Origin of the sequence: Saccharothrix syringae (assembly GCF_009498035.1) — a bacterium.
In the GTDB taxonomy this organism is placed as follows: Bacteria; Actinomycetota; Actinomycetes; order Mycobacteriales; family Pseudonocardiaceae; genus Actinosynnema; species Actinosynnema syringae.
The window spans coordinates 1104976-1123975 of record NZ_CP034550.1 but is presented as its reverse complement, the minus strand read 5'-3'; the positions used below and the strand labels follow the sequence as shown (position 1 = coordinate 1123975).

Annotated in this window: 5 protein-coding genes; all 5 read right to left on the bottom strand. The window is 66.9% G+C overall.

What is annotated here, in order from left to right; all coding sequences use genetic code 11:
* Window positions 1-9: 9 nt before the first annotated feature.
* A complete protein-coding gene (locus EKG83_RS05315) occupies window positions 10-6333 on the bottom strand; it encodes a DEAD/DEAH box helicase (protein ID WP_033430047.1) in 6324 nt (2107 codons plus the stop codon).
* A complete protein-coding gene (locus tag EKG83_RS05310) occupies window positions 6330-11051 on the bottom strand; it encodes a restriction endonuclease subunit M (RefSeq protein WP_033430048.1) in 4722 nt (1573 codons plus the stop codon). The genes EKG83_RS05315 and EKG83_RS05310 overlap by 4 nt, the downstream gene beginning before the upstream one ends.
* The gene (locus EKG83_RS05305) at window positions 11048-13885 is read right to left on the bottom strand and encodes a helicase-related protein (protein ID WP_228122508.1); all 2838 of its coding nucleotides are present in this window, start codon (window positions 13883-13885) and stop codon (window positions 11048-11050) included. Before EKG83_RS05305 ends, EKG83_RS05310 begins: the two co-directional genes overlap by 4 nt.
* A gap of 283 nt (window positions 13886-14168) precedes the next feature.
* A complete protein-coding gene (locus EKG83_RS05300; protein WP_033430050.1) occupies window positions 14169-15911 on the bottom strand; it encodes a hypothetical protein in 1743 nt (580 codons plus the stop codon).
* Window positions 15912-15923: 12 nt separating this feature from the next.
* Window positions 15924-18986, bottom strand: coding sequence for a helicase-related protein (locus EKG83_RS05295; protein WP_033430051.1), 3063 nt, complete (start codon window positions 18984-18986; stop codon window positions 15924-15926).
* Window positions 18987-19000 lie beyond the last annotated feature (14 nt).

Below are 19000 nucleotides of genomic sequence, written 5' to 3'. Positions count from 1 at the left end.
CTCCCCGGATCAGTGTGAGATAGCGCCCGCGACGGCGGCGACGACGAGCTCTGGCAAGGGGTCCACGACCAGCCAGCCCGCTTCGATCAGGTCGGCACGGTCCTGCGGCGCCATGTCCGGGAAGCCGACAACGACCCGCAACTGGGGCCAGGACACGTCGAGTGGAATGCCGTCGGGGCCCTCGGCTCCGATCTTGGGCGGGGGAATCGCATGAGCGGCGAGGGCCGCGACAAGCGTACGTTCCGCTCCAGCTCGCGTAGCGTCGTACGCGTCGGCCCAAGCACCTGCCGGTCGGCTGTCGTGCTGGTCGGTTTCGTCTTCGGCGGTGCTCGCCGGGGCGGCGAGACTCGTCGTGGTCACCACGGTGGGCCAGTCCCGCGCCGCGAGGGCGTTGGATAGCCGAAGCCAGCCTCGCCACGCGGCTGTGTGGGTGTCGTTAAGAACCTCGTCGCGGTCGTCGAGCACAAGGGCCGCGCGCACCACCATCGTGGGCAGCATCTCGATGACAGCGGCGAGGGCACCTGCACGGTAGAGGTAAACCTTGCGATCTCCACTCGGCAGGTGCTCGTCGAGCAGGACAGCCCGCGCCACCTCCTCCAGACCGACGGTTTCGGGGATCTGTACCCCCTGTGCTCCTGCGGACAGGAACATCGGTACGGCCCGAGCGACGGCACGGACCGCGTCCGGGTTGGGGGCGGTGATCCAATCGACGAGCCAGTCCACCGGTCCGCGGCCGAGTGCCCGGTACGCCTCCGGCGGCGCCTGAAGTTGCGGCACGTTCATCAGGCTTCCGGCGAGGTCGGGGTTGTACCACGCAGGGTGGCGGACGCCATCCTCAGCGGCGAGGTCATGAATGGTGATGGCGAGGACGAGCAGGCCGGCGTCGCGCAGGTTCGCCCGCTTGGCCGCGTCGTCGGCGAGACGGTTGCACGCAGCGCTGGCGTGGTAGGCCCGTCCGTCGGTGAAGATCGCCACGTCGGGCACGTTCATGTCGGTGGTCTGCAGCAGGAAGTCCGGTCTTGAATCAGCGACGTTCACCTGCGGGGTGAGCGTCCACTGTCGGTGCGCGCCGGGCAGCGTGAAGCGAACGATGTTGCCGGCTGGCCCCGGGGTCTCGGTGACAGCGGCACCATTGCGGCGCAGCCGGCCAACGAGCAGCCGGTGGAACGCACGTTCCAGGTGCGACTCCGGCTCCTCGTGAGGCGCCACCTCAGTCACGGTCCAAGTCGTCCCTTCGGCAGTCGAAGCGTCGGGAGTCAACGAAAGCAAAGTGCGCAGGTGCCGGTCGGCCGACGCGCGGGAGACACGCCGGATCGCACTAGGTGCGGCGAACGGCAGCAGGCATCGGTGGCAGGCGAGTCGTTCCTCGTGTCGACACTCACAATCGCGGACCCTGTTCCACGCCAGCACGAGCAATTCGCGCAGGCGGGCGGGGTCGGCGTTCTCAGCGAGGTAGCCGGTGCCTCCGGCAACCGCGTCGTGCAGCAGGATCGCCTCATGGTTGTCAGTGCCGTCGGACAACGTCGGGTCCACGACGTGTTCGACCCGGATGTGGTCCGGCTGTCCGCCCATCTGTTCACGCAGGCCGAGCAGGAGAGCAGCAGCCAGGCTGGGCGCAGCGAAGTCGTCACCGACGGTGATCGCGCGAGGCAGTCGGATCAGCAATCCTTGGGTGCGCAACGTTCGTGACAAGGCAATCGTGCTCGTCACTTCGGTGGCCGATGTCCGGTGCGGACACCATGGGCGGTGTTCGTGCGGCCGATTACGACCGGATTCGGTGTCCTTCTTCCCGCAGCCGGAGCAGACCCGGAACAGCATGCCCTGTCGCTCGTCACCGCCGATGGTGCGAGTTGCGCCGTGGCCAGGCGTTCCCAGGTTGATCCACCGCAGGTCAACCGTGCGCAGATAAGTGCAACCGAGGCCGGTGTCCTCGACGAACCAACGGCGTACCGCGTTGGCGGGATCGATGTCGGCGGTGGTGACGATCTGGAAGGCGGCGTGACCACGCTCATCGCGACGGTCGGAGATCGCCACCTCATCCCGGCGGACCTCGGCCGACACTCGGGTCAACTCGACCACGTCGAGGCGCTGGCCGGTGTCCTGGATGCCTCGGCTGCCGCATCGGTGGCAGGGCGGCACGGGCAGCTCTCGGCCGGATTCGGCGACATCGGCGGCGTAGCCGCAGGCGGGGCAGAACGCCCAGGTGCGGATCGAGGCACCGTCCAACCCGAGGTCGACCGCATCGATCGTGATCTCCCAGCCGCGAGCGTAGAACGTGGCACCGGGCGCGAACTCGCGCAGGGCGTGCGCCGATCCGCGCTGGAACTGCGCGGCGTCGTACTTGTGACCCCCGGTGTCCGGGTCGACCCAGGACAGACCCACGTCGAGGGTGACTGAATCGTCGAGCAAGGTGTAGTTGGGCAGGAGCCCGTACTCCTCCAGCACGCTGATCCAGTACGAACCGCGCAGGTGCGCGAGCTGGCCGGCGGTCAGCTTGCCGGTGGCCTTGGCCGAACGCAGCGCCTGCCGGTCGTCGTCGGTCACGGCAGGCGACGCCACCCGTGCCTCCAGGTCGGGCAGCAGCGCCGCGATGGCGATCTGCCGTTGCTTCAGCGTCTGCACCGTGTCCTGCCACCGCTGGCTGGCGGCGTGGATGTGAGCGGCGAAGCCACTGGTGCGCAGCCCGGAGGCAGGGCGCAGCCACTCGCGCAGCCCGGTCACCACGTCCTCGGGCAGGTCGTCGAAGGTGGCGACGAACCGGGGCAGGTCCTCATCGGCGCCTTGCTCGGCATGAAGGACTAGATCGCCGAGGAACGTGCCCGGCTTGCAGGACCCAATCGCTCCGGAAGCCTTGTGCGGGTGACGGCGTCGGGGATCGCGAGCGAAGGCGTCGACCAGGTATGCGGTGTACTGCCGCCGCAGGATCTCCTCGGCGGCCAGGTATGTCGCTGGCGGTCGCACCTCACCGTCCACGACCGACAGCGGGTCGCCAAGCTTGGGCAGCTGCTCGCCGCGGCCGGTGACGAAGGCGATGTCGAGGGCATTGCCGGTGAGCCGCCCGGCCCGACCGACGCGCTGTAGGTAGGAGGCGACGGTGCGCGGCAGGGAAGCCAGGAACACCGCCGAGAGATCGCCGATGTCGATACCCATCTCGAGCGTGGGCGTGGCGACCAGCACATTGGGTGCCTGCGGGTTGCCGCTGGCGGTGCGGAAGCCGTCCTCGTACGCCAGGCGCGTCTTGTCGTCCAGCAGGCTGGTGTGTTCACGGGCCACGACCCGACGCATGTCCGGGGAGGCGTACAGGCGGCGGTAGAAGTTGTCCGGCAACGGCTCGGGCACAAGCCTGCCGCGGCACCGCACGTGAAGGCACGGTGCTCCGGTCAGCTGCTCGATCGTGATAGGCGATCCAGGGGTCGTGGCCCGGCAAGTGTCACAGACCAGCAGACGTTGGCTGGCGGACGGAGCGGCCGCCGCCTCGGTGGGAGCGACAACGACGCCGGAGGCGGGGATGGCGTACACGGTGGCGCCGGAGTCGCTGGTGGTGGTCATAAGCACACCGTCACGGGCCAACCGGTCGAATAGCAGCCGCGCCAGCCGTCCGCCGTCGAGCGGGGAGACGTCGAGGACACGAGCGGTCCAGCGGGCGTACCAGGACTGGGCCGAGGTGACAGCGTCCAAGCCTCGGGTGGACCCGCTCGGTCCACCGACCTTCGGGTAGGCGGGAGCGGGCCGGTCGCGCGGGAATGCGGGCATACCCTCGCCGCGGGGTCGCCCGCCCCAGATCGACCAGTCTCGCCCATCCTCGGCGCGGTACCGGTCGAACCACGGGTGGTCGATCGCGCCTTGTGCGCGCATCCGGTCCAACACGCCGCGAACCCATTGCACCAGCGTCGTGTCGCTGCGGTCGTCCGCGTCGAGTTGGTTCTGCCATGTCGTGCCCTGCATGGCAGCGCGGGCGACGCCAGCCATCCGCGAGGGCTGCCCCGCCGCCACATGGACGGCCACCGAACCGGTCAGCTCCAAGGTGCGGCCGATGCGGGAGTTGAGGCCGAACTCCAGCGCGGCGTCCAGCGCGAGCCGCTTGCGAACGCGGGAGCGTACCGGCGAGCCCACCGAGCGCAGCGACTTCGCCTGCCAGAACTCGACGAAGGACTCCCGGTCGGCGCACTCGGGGGCGAGGATGCGGTAGCGCGCGAACAGGTCGTCACCCGCCTGCCGGATCACCTCGTCGACCAGCTCGTCGAGGGTGAGCGCACCCTCGGCCACCGCATCGCGGAACACCGACCGCAGGGTCAGGGTGTGCGAGCGGGCCTGGATGAATCCGGCTCGGTGCGCGGCGTCCTGCACCGAGTCGGTGAAGACCAGCGCCTTCTTCTCCCTCGCGTCGAGGGTGGGCGAGCCGAACAGCGTGGACAGGGACACCGACAGCAGCGTGGCGATCGCACTGCCGAGGAACCGGATGCCGTCCTCCTGCCCGCAGGACGGGCAGGTGTCTTTGCGACTCTGCTCATCGGCGTCAGCGCCGACGTTGGTGAGCACCGGCAGGATCCAGCCGTCACGCAAGGCGGGGTTGTCCTCGGTCACACTGGTGAGCAGTTCCCGGTGACGCACCGAGAACCACATCAAGCCATCTGCCCGCTGGCCCTCGTCGAAGTCGGCGGCCGCCTCGACAGGGGCGTACAGCAACGGCCGGAAACGACCTTCCCTTGCCGCGTGGTCACGACGGATATCGTCGTCATTCACGGCCAGACTCGTGCCCACCGGTGCCAGACCGATGCCCCAACCCGAGCGGCCGCAGTGCCGGCAGAAGATCGCCGGGAAAGACAGCCGGGCCTCTTCCGCGTAGACATCGGCGACCGGCGGGCCGTCGTCCCCCCACCGGAACCGCGCCGAGGCCGCTGCGATCCGGTCGATGCGCGTCAACTCACGCACCCAAAGGTGGACGTCTACCGACAACGCGGGCTGGCCCGCGACCGCGCGCACGTGAGCGAGTGCCGCCAGAACGAAGGACAGCAGGTTCTCCACAGGGGCGACGTCCCCGTCACCCCTCCCGAACACGCGGGCGGCCAGGGCGTCGAGACCGACCGCGTGTGCCGCCTGGCCCGCCAGCTCCTGCACGAGCGGGTGCGCACGGCATGCTGCCAGTAAGAAGTCCGGAGACTCGTCGGTGAACCGGTCTGATTCGACCCCGTACAGGACTCCGAGGACCGTGCTGGCGATCAGTACGCCAGTCGGGTCGTGGCCGAGTGCCGACACCGCGTTGACCGCTCCGACGATATCGAGGTCGTCGATCTCCACCGGCGTGAGACCGGCAGCGGACACGGTCTCCGCCGCGCCTGCAGCCCATTCATCAAGACTCAACCGGGTCTCGGTCACGATCGCGTCTGCGTCGAACTGCTCCCCGAAGACGGCGCGGGCGAAGTCGAGCATTACCGTGGGGTCGCCCTTGTCGCCCAGCGTCGCAGAGGTGGCGACCGGGGTTACCAGGCCGAGCGGCCGAGCGCGAGCCCCATCGTCAATGTGAGGGTCGTCCTCCTGCCAGTAACTCTTCAGCGCCAGTCCAAGCCTGCGCAGCAGCATCGCCACATCAGTGCCCTGCGCGCCGTCATAAGTGTGGAACTCGTCGAGCACCAGGTAGCGCAGACTGGTCGCCGACTGCCGCCACAGGTCCTGGTCCTCGGCGCGCAGCAGCAGCTGGTCGAGCATCTTGTAGTTGGTCAGCAGGATGTCCGGTGCGGTGTCCCGGATGATCTCCCGGTCGGTAATCAGCCCGTCCGGGGTGACCGTGGTGCGGGTCGGTCCGGTCTGCCCGGTGTAGAGCGCGGCCGTGACCCCTGCGAGGTCGCCCTGCGTGGTAAGCAGCTTCGTCAACCGCGCCGCCTGGTCGTTCGCGAGCGCGTTCATCGGGTAGAGGATGAGCGCCTTAATCCCCGTCACGCCCTCGCGGCGAGCGCGCAGCGCGTGGTCAAGGATCGGGTAGAGGAATGCCTCGGTCTTGCCCGAACCGGTGCCGGTGGTGACCAGTGTTGGCAGCGGACGACGCGGTTTCCCGTCCGCGGCGGACGCCAGCCGGGCGAACGCCGCCGCTTGGTGCCCGTACGGCGGGAAGCCTTCGTACCAGTCAAGAGTGGCCCGCCATCCGGCGTCAGCTGGACGGAACGGCAACCGCAGCCGCACATACGGCCCCTTGAACATGCCGATATCCGGATCAGACAGGAACCAGTCCAATCCGTCGCGGGCGTCTCCGTCAGTGAGCCCGAAGGTCGTCGTAAGGTAGTCGACGAGGCTGGTCCGGATCCGAGCCGCCTGGAGTGTGGGCAGTAGCTTGCTCACGAGCGCTCCTCAAGCAGACGCTGGAAGTGTGCGTACGCCTGACGCATGTCCGCTTCCCGGTCCAGCGTCACGAACGGCAGCTCGTAGGTGTAGGTGTTGCCAGCCTGGTTGGTGGCGGTGCGCTCATCTTGGGTAGTCCGGTCGCCCTTCTTGCGCCATGCGGTGAGCACGGAGTTGGGGACGAGCCGTCCGTTGGCGTCGTAGAAGTAGACGTTGCGGTCGTAGCCGTACAGGACTGCGAATTGGGTACGGTAGATCGAGCACAGCTCGTCGGGGGTGAGGCCGAGCATCAGAGCAACCAGTGCGTCGATCTCGACAAGAGCCTGACGGCGGTCGGCGGCGACCCGCAGCGGGGTATCGGAGGTCCAGGTAGGGCCAACAGCGCCCAATTCGGGGCGGCGGGAGTGGAAGAGGCCGCCGGTCCAAGAGTCACCGGTAAATTCGGACAACCAGCATTTTGCCCAGAGGTCAGCGTAGACGTCGGTGACGGCATTGAGGCGAAGGGTACGCAAGATCAGCTCAGCCTGAAGGCGGCCGCTTATCCATGGCAGTCGATTGAGTGTGCCCATACTGATGGTCGACTTGGGTACCACGCGGACCGCGAAGTCGCTGACGAGCGAGCTGAGATAGCCGTTCGCAGCAATAAGGTTGCTGAGCTCTCCCTCGGGTGCCCCCGCCGAGGAGACACCGTGGACGTGGGCTGGGCCCGGAGGAATGAGTGCTGAGATGAGGGTCCGCTCGTTGGTGTTGACACCCATGTTCCGCCAGGCGATACGGTAGTGGTCTCGTGCGGGCTCGGGATTTTCCTTATCGCCCCAGTCGGTGTAGGCGCAGTCGTAGCGATAGCGGTCGCCGATGGGTTTGTAGGCCGTGACCGGAACAGCGTCCGGCGCAAGAGTCTCGAAGTCGCTGGCCGACCAGTCCACGTTGCTCAGCATGGTCTTGTTCGGGATTTTGTTTAGTGGGGTGGCAACATATAGGTGCGGGCCCTGCAGAATTACTTCGTTCCAGGTGCTGGGTGCACCCCAGCGGGCCTCGAAGTAGCCCTTCTTTCTATCGATGCTCTCATCCCATCCGCGGGAGAACTGAAGCCCAAGGCTGCTGATTCGCGGCAAGCCGGACAGCTTGTTCAGTACCGAGGCTGCGGACCGGTTGACCGCATAAACCATGCGAGTTTGCGAGACCGGCGTTGCCGAGTCCTCCAAGACGGCGTGCCAGGTCGCCAGTACATCTTCGGTGACCTGGGTGATCCGCCTGCGGTGCGGCCGCTGGTCCCAGTTCCCCTCGGCGTCTTTGAGCCCCGGCTCCGGCCCGGATCCGTCGTGGATCAGCGACCGGCTCACCGTGTCCGGGTGGTAGAGGGACACGGCGTGACGGAACGAGACCGCGGGACGGTGCTGGGCGTAGATATTTACGCTGTAATGTCTCTGGTTTCCGATTTCAAAAAGCTGAAGCTCGTTGCTAAATTCCCAGTGCCGACGCAGCCGCCGGTAGGCTTCGGCACGGAGCAGCCCTGCCTTATCGTCGGTGAAATGCGTGTCGAGATGAATGAGGCCGACTACGCCGCGCTCGGAGCCGAGCCGCCAAGTCTGCTCCATGAAGCAGCGGTAGAGATCGGGCTGAAACCCCTGCAGATGCGGGTACTGCGGTAGCGACCCGACGAACTCCGCAGTGCATGCGACGTCGGTGGTGCCGTCAACAATGAGGTCGGTCACCCCAGCGTGGGCCAGGGTCTCGGCGCGCTTCTCCCGGATCAGGGCCTGGCTCGGCTTTACTGTGAGCTTCCACCACGGGTCACCCTCCGCCAAGAGCGCATCGACGTCAGACCTGGGCCGTACCCACGGCGGATTTCCGACTTGCAGATCGAACCCGCCCTGGGCGAACGCGGTCGCGAAGTCCAGGTTCCAATGGAAGAAACCATGCTGCTCGGCGACCCGATCGCATACCCTGAGCCAGGGATGCACCCGCAGCACGTCTGCCACCGGTAGCGCGTTCGCAAAGGCAAGTTCGAGCTTCTCAGCTTCGCTGAGGTCGTCCCAGCCAACGCTACTGGCGAGTGTCTCGCGTGGCAGGGACTTCTTTCGCACCTCGGGGCTTCGGCCCAGCAACGCCTGCAACCCGGCAATCCACTGCGCCAGCGTGGGGGGCTCCACTCGCTTCCCATCCACGGTGGTGGTCTCGTCGGTGAGCGGCCAGAACCACAGCGCGGTCCAGGCATCCATCGTCCGCCGCAGACGCTGATAGGCACCGTTGGAGTCGGCGAGCGCCGCTTCGATTTGCTCTCGCTGCACGACCCCGCCAGACGGCAGGTCGTCAGCACCCCACACCGGGATCGCACGGCGAATTTCCTGCTCAGCGATCTTTAGTCGGCGGTAGGCGATCTGCCACAGCACCTCCACCCGGTGCGCCAACTCGACCAGCGCGTTGACCTGCGGCTGTGTGGGCTTGGAACGCACGCCCTTGCGCCACGTCTTGAGCCGTCTCGCCGACTCGCGGGCCAGCGAGACGGCTTCCTTAGCATCGGCCGCCGCACCCCAGCCGTCGGCCGGCAGCAGGAAGTGGTGGATGCCCTCGTCGGCGACCCGCCCAGCCTCGATGTCCTCCACGAGCGACGTCAGCGGCACGTGCCGGGGGACCTCGGTCAGCCAGGACTTGTTGCTGACCTGACTGCGCGGATACACCGCCCGCCTGGCGCCGACGAGGGAGTTGCCGCGCCGAAGGTGCAGCCCGAACCACGGTGCCGCCAGGCCTTCCACCATGGTATCCAGCCACAGGGAAATCTCCGCCAGCTCTACGGCGGTGGCATTGAGGTCGACGCCATACACGTTGTGCAGCGCCAGGTATGCCTTGACCTCCTGCAACCGGCGCGGGTACTCGTCCGGGTCGATGCGCACACCCCGCTCGGCTTGGCGGCGCTTGAGGTACTGCTCAGCCAACTGCCGCACTGCCTCGATCGCGAACGCGCCCGAGCCGAGGGCGGGCTCGCAGACGGTCATATGCAGGATCTCCGCCGCAGTAGTCGTGCGGTCGTCCTGGTCGAGCAGTTCTTCGAGGGCCTGGCCGACGGTGAAGCGGGTGAGCACTTCAGGGGTGTAGTACGACGCGGACTGCTGGCGCTCTCGCCCAGTGAGGCGGAACACGAACGACCCCTTCTGGTGCAGCACCGGTCGTGGCTCGCCCGTGTGTGGGTCGAGAGTCTTCACGAAGTCGGCTGACGCGATCCCGTCGGCTCGCTCAACGGGGACGACCCACGAGCCTTTAGAGGCATCGCCGTTCTTGGCCACCTCGTAGAGGTCGGTCTCGGCGAAGAAGCCGGTGTAGGACATCAGCCCTTCGTAGACCGCGCCGAGCTGGTTGATGCCCAGCTCCGCGTACGAGATGAAGCCCCGGTCCTTACCACGTGACTCCTTACTTAGCAGCAAGTGGGTGAGGACTTGCTGCAGTGCGGCGTTGCCCAACCTGACAGCGTCGATGTGGGCGGTTGCCTCTGGCCGGAACAGGTCGGCGCGCAGCGGGTTGAACGTCAAGCCCTCGCCGAACGCCGCGTCCTGCTCATCGTCGTTGTCGCCGACGACCGTCTTCGGCATGTGTCCCATGTCAACCAGACAAAACAGCGCGGCCAGCGACTCGTACAGGTGCGTGCCGTTGCGGGCACGCGGGCTGGCCAACTCGACCTGGACCAATTCGCGCAGCCTGTCCAGGCTGTACCCCTGGTCGTACTCGCGGGCGCCCGCGGGCAGTACACCCAGCTCGGGCGATGCCTCCGCGTAGAGCAGGAACAGGATGCGGTAGAGGAATCGCAGTGCCTGCTTTGCCAGCGGTTGGGCCTCACTGGCGGGCAGCGGATCGAGTCCCTTGTCGCGGCGGCGGGCGACGACCTCGTTGGCAATGATCTCGATAGACAGGCGGACACCGTCACGCAGGTCCTTGGAGACGCCGACGGTGTGCTTGACGGACGCTTCGAGGATACCGTGCCACCACAGCTTCCCCTCCGCGTCCGGCGCGATTGACTGGGCGGACAGGCAGGTGAGTGCCCGGTCGATTTCCCCGCCCTTCTTGCCGTCGTTGCGCTCACACACCAACTGCACGTCGACGGCGAGATAGCGGCCCTCGGCCCAGCGCTCCCGCTCGGCGAGCAGCACCCAGCGACCCGCGAGCAGGAGGACGAGGTCGGGCGCCTCGTCCGCAACGAAAAGCGCCGACGTCAGCCGCGCGGCGGATTTCACCTCCTCAGCGTCCTCGGTGAGCTGCACCGGCTCACGCAGGGTGACCGCATCACGGGCGAGCAATTCCTCGACCGCGGCGATCGGGCGGGCTGACACCACGATCAGCGGTGTGTGCCCGGTGACACCGGGGGGCGACACGCGCAGGAGCGGCCCCTGTCGGTCGAGGACGAGGCCGTGACCGGTCAATTCGAGCACGTCGAGCAGCCGCTCATGAACCGCGGCAGCGGCGTCGTCCGCGGTGCGTCCGTCGCGTGTGTCGATTTCGGCGGCCGGGTCGAGCAGTTCGGTCAAGGCGGCGAGATCGCTCTCCAAGTTCTGCCGGGCCTCGACGAACCGCGATCGGGGTGTCGCGCGCCCCTCCTTCGCCTCGGCGTCCCAGAACGCCCTCCGCTCCAGCACCTTCGTGTGGAACGACTCGCCTTTGGCCTGGGTGGTGAAGTAGTGCTCCGAGATCCAACCCTCGCCGACGAGGATCGCGTCCGACCCGTTCACAGCACCACGCCTTCCACATCAGGAACGACCACCAGCAGCGGCCGTACAAGTTGCCGGTCCGGTGCCATGGCCTGAACCATTGCCCGTTCCTGTTCCACACTCGCTCGCCTACGCTTGATCTCGCTGCGCTGGATGAGCGCATCGGCTTCTTCATCCCAAGTGTCAAGTCGGGTGGACCACTGCTCCACTCGACTTGCCACGTCGTCGGCGGCGGCTGTGAAGAGGGTGATCAGGTGCTTCTCAGCTTGGTCGACTGCGGGAGCCACGAGCCCTTGGAGGGCCGCTACATTCTCGATCGGTCCGGGATTGGCCCGCGAGCTGTCCCAGCCCAGCGAGGCCAGGGCCTCCCGGGCCGAGCCGTGCGGGGCGATCAGTGCGAAGGAGGGATCATCCTCCACCGGGAACTGCGCGGTCAGCCAGGCGACCGACACGACCTGACCGCGCCTGTTGGTGAGCGTGCCGACGAGCAGGACGGTCGGGGAATCCACATTCCCGCGTACGGCGAAGACCTCGTTGCGGCCCAGGGCGGCCAGGGCACGGTCCGCCGCCCAGTCGAGGACCGGGTGCAGTGGAGCGAGGTAGTGCGCGTCCGGCCAGCTCAGCTTCTTGTCGTCGTGCAACGCGGCGGCGAGCCGATCCTTGCCGCGTGCTCGGGTAGTGGCGAGCACCAGCCGTTCGGTGACGTTGCGTTCGGCGAGGTACTTCTGCGGCAGCACGTTCAGGCGCTGCGCGAGATCGGGCGGCGGAGTCAGTTCGACGGTGCCAAAGGCGGTGTCCCGCCGCCACCCCACCCCGCCACGTGCCAGCGGGGCCGTCGGGTCGATGAACGCCTCCTGCAGCGCGTCCTCCAGGTATGACACGTCGTCGTCATAGACGACTGAGCCGAGGTCGACCTCGGTGTCCGCGTCCGGCTGGCTTGCCGTTGACGGCTCGAATGTGGGTGTGGCGGGCGAGTCGAAGAGCTGGGCGAACAGCGCACTGAGGTCGTTACCCGCCGCGACAGCGGCGACGGGGCGGACCACGTCGTCGAACTTCTTGCTACCGGCCAACACGGCGCGGATGTCGTCTTCCTCGCTCTTGACGTCGTAGTGCCCCATCAGGGACGCGACGTCGCCGAGCGCGGTATGCGCCTCGTTCTCCTTCTCCACCAGTTTGGCGAGGATGCGCACGTCGCCAGCGAACCGCTCGCTGGCAGGGTCTAGCAGCAGTGCGGTGATGCGCGGAGCGTGTTTTTGCCCGTATCGGTCGATGCGACCGTTGCGCTGCTCGATGCGGATGAGGCTCCAGGGGATGTCGTAGTGAATCAGGTTGTGGCACTGGGCATGCAGGTTGACGCCTTCGGAGGCCACGTCGCCGGTCACCAGGACCCGTACCGGCGCCTGTTCCTGCTTGAACGCCTCCACGATGCTCTGCTGTTGATCGTCGGGGAGCCCACCGTGCATGAGTTCGACGGCGTTGGCAGGAACTCCGAGGTCGGCAGGCAGCGTGCGGTGCAGCCAGCGCAGAGTTTCCAGCCGCTCGGCGAAAACTACTGCCCGGACCGGCGAGCCGCGGCCCACACCGATCTCCTTAAGGTGTTCGACGAGCCGTTGGTACTTGGCTGGTGGCCGCTGCCGCGTCTTGTCGTTGAGCTCAGCCAGCCTCCGCAGCGCGCGTCGTTCGGCCTCAGCCCGGTCGTCGTGCCCGAGGCGCCCCAGCCGCCCGTCGATGGTCTCCTTCAAGGCCGCCGGTGAGGACAGGAACGCCTTGGCCAGCGTCCACGGGAACAGCGAAGCATTCTGTTCGGAGTACGGGCTTCCGCCCCGTCCAGGCCACAACCAGGTTTCCTCCAGCTCACGGGCAACCGCGTTCTCTTCGCTCGTGGCTGGTACGAGGACGTTGTCCGGCTCCCGTCGTTCGGCCCAGTCAGCGCCGACGACCTGGGCGACTTCGGGGCTGTGCCGGTGCCGCCGGATGACCAGTCGCCGTACCTCGTCCGGATCCAGCTCGCCATTGACCGGCACGGCCGAGGGGTCCAACAACCTCAGCAGCTCGGCGAACGAGTCGGCGCGGCCGTTGTGCGGGGTTGCCGAGGCGAGGATGAGTGCCTCGGCGTTGCGAGCCAGCAACCGCGCCAGCCGGTTGTTGAGCGTCGCGGCGTTGGCCAGATTGTGGGACTCATCGATGACCACGGCGTCCCAGCGCTGCTTGCGCAGGCTCGCCACGTAGCGGTCGGACTTGAGGGTGTCGATCGAGACGATCACGCGCTTGTAGTAGGTGAAGGGATTTCGTGTCGCAGGCAGTTGCTGGCGCACGCGCTGGATGCCAGCGGAATCAAGTCGGACGAACGGGAGCGCGAAACGGCACCACAATTCGTGCTGCATCTGCTCCAGCACGTGCCGAGGCGTCACCACGAGAATTCGTTCACCGCGACCGCGGCGCACCAACTCTGAGAGGATCATGCCGATTTCGAGCGTCTTACCGAGACCGACCGCGTCCGCCAACAGGATCCGCGGACGCAGGTTTGCCGGGCCGAGGGCCTTGCGCACCGCCGACTGCTGGTAGCTCAGCGGATCGGCCAGCCCTCGAACTGCTACGGACAGCGAACGCTCCCCGAGCGGCACGGGGGTCTTACGGATGGTCGATTCCAGCCACAGCCTGGTGGTGCGGTAGCGAGGGCTGTCATCGGCCACTACCTGCGCACGGGCCGGTTCCAGCGGGACGATCTTGTCCAGACTGGTGTAGAACGAAGCACTGGTGTCGCGGACCAGCTCGCTGAGACCCTGCACGTGAACGAGGGTGCCGTCAGCCGTCTCCTCGGCCGCCTGAACCAGCCACTCCTCGTCACGGATCACGACGATCGATCCTGGCGCGAGTGCTACGCGGGCCTCAGGGTTCGTTGCCGTCACAGGTAGGTTCTCCGTCATCAATGGTCATGAAAAAGAATTTCACTCACGATTAAATTTCGCTGTCCGACTGAAGCATAACTTCAAGCCTCCTCCGGATGAAGCCAAGCCGTGCAGCAGACGGTGGCTCGGCCGACGCCGCTGAACGCCACGACGTCGGCTTGATCACAACATCACCTAGGTCGAAGTCGAGGAGGCCGTGCTCGCTGGCCGGTGGTGTCGACTCCCGCCGTCACGGACTGGCTGGCGTGCGCAAGTAGCCGTGAGGACCGAAGAGCGTCTCCCGGTTCAGGAAGCGGTTGAAGAACCGGCACGACGGCTCCCCGAGGTGGACGCAGGCGCTGCAGGCCCCACTGCCGCGACTGCACCCGGGATCAAGCGGGCAGCGGTGCTCGGCGTCAACGAACGCGGCCAACAGGTCGTCGAGGTTGGATTCGAAGACTGCCTGCATGCCGCCCAGCACGAAGTCACCTCGAGCAGAGGCGTACACGAAGAATGCCAGGTGCCCAGGGAGGAGGTATTCGCTCAACGCGTCGCGTTCAATACCGGAGAAGACTGCGGCCTGGCGGATGAACCGGTGCGCGTAGGTGTGCACCAGCTTGAGCAAGTCGGCGCCGGCCGACTCGCTCGACTGACTCTCGCGCTTGTCGGGGATCTCCGTGGACCGCAGGATCGCGACTCTTGCTGCGACTGGATCGGTGTCACCGACGGACCAGCCGGTCAGCACGTGACCACGTCCCGTCAACCAGGTCGCCACCCGCACCGGGTCCAAGCGCACCAGGAACGCTTCCGTCTCCGCGAGGTTGCTGTGGAGGCGGTAGACGCCACGCCTACGCCGGAACGGCACTAGCCGGCACTTGGCTGGATCGTCCTCGCCTCGCGTGTAGCCGTACATGGCGCTCAGCACCGGGAACCGATCGACCAGGTCCAAGCCGTCCAGGCCAGCCCGGGTCAGCGCCGCAGGATAGCGGTGGCGGTAGCGCAGATCAAGCGCGTCCCCGGAAGCGGTGCTGCGCAAGTCAGTGGTCGGCGTGCGGCTCTCGGCCAGTGCCATGGCGATGTCGACGGCTTCTCGCTCGGCCTCTTCCCGCTGCATTGCGGGCAGTGAGTCAACCGGATGGTCACCAGGAGTGGCGAGTTCTCCGGCTTTCTCGGCCATGTCCGCCATGCCCTTGGCAAGGGCCTCGGGCATGCCACTGGTGATCAGAGTCGCGATGAGGTCCTCTATGGTCTGCTTCGCGTTGACATCCGCGGGGCGCATGGCGACCAGCCCTTCGACCACCCATACGAGGGCTTTTCGGGCACCGCCAGCGAGCTTGAGGTTCTCACGGTGCTCTGGACGAGGCGGATTGATCAACACCATGCCGCGCGGTGTGTAAACAGTGCGGGCTTTGTGGACGTTCCATCGCATCGTGCCGTTACCGCACTCACATGGCCGGTTGAAGCCCAGTCCCTGCATGGTCCGTGTGCCACAAGTCGGACACTCGAACGTGATGTCGGCTGCCTTGGCGCTCTTGGGAATGACGACCTTCACATCGTCGTGCTCCTTGCAGCGGCGGATCCACGGCTCAACGATCGCGCCGCAGTCGTGAATCCCGACGAAGTGCAATTGTCCCCACTTGCGCTGCCCGCACTTGCAGGGCCGCTCGACGAACTTGCCAATCCGTTTGCAGACCCTGCACAGCCACACCTGTGGATACCGCTCGACCGTGACACCACGCCGCTCGTCGAGTTCCACGACCTCGATCGAAGCTCCGCTCAGCAGATCCTTGCCAACATCGCCGTCGGTGCCGTGAGCTGTCCACGCACCGATCTCGCGGATCAGGTGCCGGCGGACGAGATCCGTGTCCACCTGGATCGGGCTCGCTGCCGACCATTCGACGACGCGGTAGATGTCCCCCCGCAGGTCGACCGTGTTGTCGGGCAGGAAAATCCGCAGGATCTGGCTGCCGCTTCGGCTCCCCAGAATCGTCATGTCGTCCGCCTGTCAGTCGTGGATGGGAGCGCTGGCTTCGACGTCCCGCAGGCTCCGCATCGGAGCGTTCGGACCAAGTTCACCGATGAACCGGGCCTTCGAGGTCGGGTCCTCCAGATCAGCGAACCACTCCTGCAACCAGTCGAGGATCTGCTGCTGGTGCAGGGTGTCCTCGGGCCCTTTCAGGCCGAGAAGCTCCGCCACCGCATCGGCTTCCACCTCAGGCGTCAGACCTGTGCCGCGGATGTAGTCACGCAGCCTCGCAGGGGTGCTCAGTTTCTGTCGGCTCTCCGGCTCGCGGATCATCAGCGTCCGGGCCGCCACGGCGCCAGGGATCGTGAGGTCCAGGACGCGGCGGCTGCGTCGGGTGATCGGGATGGGGTCGACGAACCGGTCGCCCTGGCGCACGTATGGCCCGAAGTGGCGGAATGTCTGGGCGTCCCGCTCCCGGCCGATCTTGTGCAGGACGTAGACCAGTCCGGGGTGTCGACGCCCGACCCGTGCGGTCGTCTGGATGAACTCCGCCGTGGTCAGCGGCAGACCCAGCATCACCATCGTGTTGAGCCGGTCGACGTCCACGCCGTGGGAGAGCATCGAGCTGGCGGCGACGACGTGGACGCGTTCGGCGAAGTCGTCCTCGGGGTTCTCCAGCCGTTCGAGGATGCCGCGTACCTCGTCGAAGTCCGTCTGGCCGGTCAGCTGCTCGACGTTGATGCCGGCGACGGTGTTGTTGCTGCCCAGACTTCGCCCGGCGGCCTCCACGTCGTAGAGGGTCGTACCGTAGACGACGTTGGTGCCGTACTGGCTGATCACCATGTCGGCATACCGGGGCTCGATGCCTGCCTCAGCGCACACCACGGCTGGGTCTTCCAGCAGGTCCCTGATGCAGCGCTGCAGCGTGTCCAGGGTGCGGTCGCTCACGTGCTCCAGCGTCACGCCGCGTGGGGCGACAGCCACGAACCGGCGCAGCGGCTGCGCGGTCGGCACGGTCCAGAACGACTCGCCCGCCCGCGGGCCCGGCTGCGGGAACACTCGGCCTTTCCGCCGGTAGAGCACGTCAACCTGGCGGTCGTAGCCCGTGAGGGTCGCGCTACTCGCAACGATCTTGGCGCGCCTGCCGGACAGCTTCTGCTGGAGGTGGTCCAGCAGGCTCTCGTAGTGGGAGTCAACCGCTCCCAGGCTGTCGCGCAGCAGGTGCAGCTCATCCTGCAACCGCAGGGACGGTGCGAACCGCCGCTCGTCCATCGGCAGCGGCTTGGGGACCAGCCCGCCCTGGCAGTTAGGCACCAGGCATCCGTTCGGAGTCTTCGACCGCTCGGCGTAGGTGAAGCCGTGCCACTGTTCCGGGCACAGCGCCCGCGGCGGGCCGATCAGGCCGCGCATGGCCTGCTGCATACCGATCGAAGCGGCCTTGTCCAAGGTGCCGACCACCACCGTGGGCAGGAATCGGAACACCTCTTGGTCCACGACGTACACCGGCAGAGCCCGGCGGTGCATCCGGCAGTCCGAATTGGTACAGCGGTGCTCAAGCTTCCACCGCTGGCGGTCGAAGTGCATCCGCAGGTTCTCGTCCCGGCAGAACGGACAGCGCAGCAGCACCCGGTACTTGTCGGGCATTCCCGGGCTGTCCGGGGTGATGTCCTCGTCGTTCTCCGTCTTCGGGACGATTTTGTTGGGCGTGCCAGCCTGGCCGACGAGGAAGCCGAGGCTGAACTGGCTCCCCCCGACACCGCGATCCTGGCGGACGACCTCGGCCGCGGCGAGCGCATCGGCGAACCGCTGGGTCTGTTGCAGGCTCAGCAGTCGCAACGGGAACCGCGACCAGGCCGTCACGCCCAAGGGCTTGCCGGTCAAGCGGTCGTGGAACGCCGCCGTCAACAGCAGCCCGAGGTAGGTCTCGGTCTTGCCGCCACCCGTGGCGAACCACACCGTGTCGACGTAGTTCGCCTCTTCCTCCGGCTCGGCGAGGAAGCGGACCGTCGACAGCAGGAAACCCACCTGGAACGGCCGCCACCCGGTGTACCGCCCGCGTGCGCTGAGCCCGATCGCCTCGTTCATCAACCGGAAGGCGCGCAGGATGTCCGGATCTTTCTGCATAAGCTTCAGCCCGGCCCTCAGGCGGTTCAGCTCCGCGAACACGTCCTTTGCCGATCTGTTCGCCTCCTTGCGCATCGTCGGCGTCCACTCCTCGGCTGCCTGTCGGGCATCCAGTACCGGGGACGACCAGTGGGCGTTGTCGTAGGCGGTCAGCGCCTCGATCAGGGCTTCAAGCTGTGGCAGGGGGTTCTTCGCCAGCGTCGCGAATGACAGGTCCGGCGCGGTGTGCGTACTGTTCCAGTAGTCGGGCCGAAAGGTCTGCACGCTGACGGTGTCCGAACTGCGGAAGACCCTGGGCTCGGGAACGTCGACGCCAACGTTGATGCCGTACGCGGGTATGGCCCGGTCGTAGCGGAAGCTATCCGGCAGCGCTTCCAATTGAAACGGCACCGTATCCAAGCCTGAAATTTCGATCTGGGTCTCGTACAAGTGTGAATCGGTCAGGTCCTTCGCCTTCTCGGGACTGGTATTGACCAACTGCACCACCAGTTCCGTCTGCCGGTGCCAGTCCTCCACGTCAACGCGTACCTCGGCCGTCAAGCCCGGTGCGCCCACGGCAGTGAACGCGTCGGCCAGTTGCCGAGCGCCGAATACCCCGCCTTTTCGGTCGACCTTCACCAGCACCCGCTCCTCGACGAGATCGGTGCGCCACCAGCGCTTGTCCGGGACGGGCCCGTCCTTGGGGTCCTGCACCCATCCCCGCGCCCGCACCGTCACCGTCATCGGCCAGGAGGGTTCGCTCGCGGGCCGTAACCGGATACCGATCGCACAGGGGTCTAGCCGCTCCGACCGTTCGTCACCGGCGCCCTTGCGAACCTCCTCCTCGCATGCCAACCGACCCAGCCAGAACGTCCCCGCGGGCGCGACCTCCAAGCGGTCGAGCCCGTCGCCCCGCCCGGCGGCGACGACCCGGCGATCTAGCCAGTCGACGAACGCCTGGTACACCTGCTGCGGTGACTGACGGCTAGTGCTGTTCACTGCCTGTTCCCTCC

Excerpts from the sequence above, each read along its gene's own strand:
- EKG83_RS05300 (WP_033430050.1), bottom strand. The coding sequence starts at position 15,911 with ATGACGATTCTGGGGAGCCGAAGCGGCAGCCAGATCCTGCGGATTTTC.